2 protein-coding genes and 1 pseudogene are annotated in these 2,769 nt (G+C 67.4%); 1 reads left to right on the top strand and 2 read right to left on the bottom strand.

What is annotated here, in order from left to right; all coding sequences use genetic code 11:
- Positions 1-150, bottom strand: a pseudogene (locus tag PGX04_RS32480) (asparagine synthetase B); the annotation flags it as partial.
- On the bottom strand, positions 147-830 hold the full coding sequence (locus tag PGX04_RS32485) for a PHP domain-containing protein (RefSeq protein WP_273742248.1): 684 nt from the start codon (positions 828-830) through the stop codon (positions 147-149). The pseudogene PGX04_RS32480 and the gene PGX04_RS32485, both read right to left, overlap by 4 nt.
- A gap of 130 nt (positions 831-960) precedes the next feature.
- On the opposite strand from PGX04_RS32485, the gene purL reads away from it, so the two are divergent.
- Positions 961-2,769 (top strand): phosphoribosylformylglycinamidine synthase subunit PurL (gene purL, locus PGX04_RS32490; RefSeq protein WP_273742249.1); only part of this gene is annotated, 1,809 nt, incomplete at its 3' end.

Below are 2,769 nucleotides of genomic sequence, written 5' to 3' on the forward strand. Positions count from 1 at the left end.
GACGAACAGGGGGACTCGTCCGAGCACGTCGCGAACGAGCCGCCCGTCGACCGCCCCTGCGAACCCGCTCGTTCCGGGGAGCGGGTCGCCGCGCTCGAGTGCGTCGCGAACGAGACTCGGCTGGGCACCGCGAAGCGTTGCGTCGGTCATCGGATGAGATTGAAAATGCGGCCCAGTCGTCGCGTGACGCCGCCGGCGAACTGTTGGATGCTGATCCGCCACGGCGTCCGCTTCCCTTCGACGGTCGTCCGACCCGCCGCGATCGCCGCGAGGATCGCATCCGCAGAGCGCTCGTCGGCGTCGACGCGAGTGACCGCTTGTCCGACCATCTCGCTGATGTGGGCGTCGCTCCCGGCGGTCATCGGCAGATTTCGGGGCCTGGCGTAGCGTTCGGCCTGCCGGTTTGCCCGGCCGGTAAACAGCCGAGAGTTGTAGACCTCGATCGCGTCGCCGAGCGCGAGCTGCTCGCGAGAGATACGGGCCATCACGCCGTGGCGCGACTCCTGAAACGGATGGGGGATCACGGCCAGTCCACCCTGGTCGTGGATCGCCTCGAGCGTCGATTCGAAGGAGAGTCCCGGTGGAACCGCTTCCTCGAGGCCGAGTCCGAGGACGTGGCCCGCCTTGCTCGAGATCTCCATTCCCGGAATGCCCACGAGGCCGTAGTCGGGGGCCAGCTCGACGGCCTCGAGGCTCGCGTCGATCTCGTCGTGGTCCGTCACCGCGATCGCGTCAAGACCGACGGCCTCGGCCTGCTCCAAAATGAGCTCGACCGGATCGCGACCGTCGTAGGACAACGACGAATGCGTGTGAAGTTCGACCGACAGCACGGGCGGACGTTTAGCGGGGCTGATGAAAAACGACTCGGTCCGCAACTCTCGACTCCGGCCATCGACCGTATATATCCACGTTCGTGCATATGGAAACCCATTTACCGGCCGACTTTCACCACCTAGATGAATGAGTCTTGCCGATTCGGACCGCGAACTCGTCGTCGCCGAGCTGGGACGGGAACCGACTCGAGCGGAGGCGGCGCTGTTCGAGAATCTCTGGAGCGAGCACTGCGCGTACCGCTCCTCGCGACCGTTGCTGTCGGCGTTCGACAGCGAGGGCGAGCAGGTCGTGGTCGGGCCGGGCGACGACGCGGCGGTCGTCGCACTCCCCGGTGACGACAGCGACGAGCGGACGTACATCACGATGGGAATCGAGAGCCACAACCACCCCTCCTACGTGGACCCGGTCGACGGCGCGGCGACGGGCGTCGGCGGCATCGTCCGGGACACGCTCTCGATGGGCGCGTATCCGATCGCGCTCGCGGACTCGCTGTACTTCGGCGAGTTCGACGACGACCACTCGCGGTACCTCTTCGAGGGCGTCGTCGAGGGAATCAGCCACTACGGCAACTGCATCGGCGTTCCCACGGTCGCCGGCAGCGTCGACTTCTACCCCGATTACGAGGGGAATCCGCTGGTCAACGTGGCCTGCGTCGGGCTGACGAACGAGGAGCGACTCGTCACCGCCGAAGCGCAGGAGCCGGGCAACAAGCTCGTCCTCGTCGGAAACGCCACCGGCCGCGACGGGCTCGGCGGCGCGAGTTTTGCCAGCGAGGACCTCGCCGAAGACGCCGAAACGGCGGATCGACCCGCGGTGCAGGTCGGCGATCCGTACGCCGAAAAACTGCTCATCGAAGCCAACGAGCAACTCGTCGACGAGGAGCTGATCGAGTCCGCCCGCGACCTCGGCGCCGCCGGCCTCGGCGGGGCCTCGAGCGAGATGGTCGCCAAGGCCGACCTCGGTGCCCGCATCGAACTCGAGCGAGTCCACCAGCGCGAGCCGAACATGTCGGCCCTGGAGATATTGCTCGCCGAGTCTCAGGAGCGGATGTGTTACGAAGTCGAACCGGACAACGTCGACCGCGTGCGCGAGATCGTCGAGCGGTTCGATCTCGGCTGTTCGGTCATCGGCGAGGTCACCGACGAGAATTACACGTGTCTCTTCGAGGGAGAAACGGTCGTCGACGTCGACGCCTACTTCCTCGGCGAGGGAGCGCCGATGAACGACCTCGCGACCGAGGAACGCGAGGAGCCGGCGACGGACCTGCCCGACGCGGACCTCGAGGCGGCGTTCGATGCCGTCGTCTCGAGTCCGAACACCGCCTCGAAGCGGTGGGTTTACCAGCAGTACGACCACGAGGTCGGCGTGCGAACGAGCGTCGGGCCGGGCGACGACGCCGCCATTATTGCGGTCCGTGAAGCCCAGCAGGGGCTCGCGATTTCTTCCGGTGCCACACCGAACTGGACCGCCGTCGCGCCCTACGAGGGTGCTCGCGCGGTCGCGCTCGAAAACGCGACGAACATCGCGGGGAAGGGCGCGACGCCGCTGGCCGCGGTTGACTGCCTCAACGGCGGCAACCCGGAGAAGCCGGACGTCTACGGCAGCTTCACCGGCATCGTCGACGGACTCGCGGAGATGTGCGAGACGCTGTCGACGCCGGTCGTCGGCGGGAACGTCTCGCTGTACAACGACTCCGTCGCGGGGCCGATTCCGCCGACGCCGACGCTGGCGATGGTCGGCTCCAAGGACGGGTACGACGCGCCGCCGCTGTCAGTCGAGTCCGAAGGCGATCTGGTCCTCGTCGGTGATCTCGGCCTCGAGCGGGACGATTCCCGGCTCGGCGGCTCCGAGTATCTCGCGCGCTTCGACGGCAGCGATCGGTTCCCCGGCCTGCCAGACGATCCCGCGAGCGTCGTCGAGACGCTGGCGGCGGTC

This window comes from Natrinema soli, assembly GCF_028618695.1.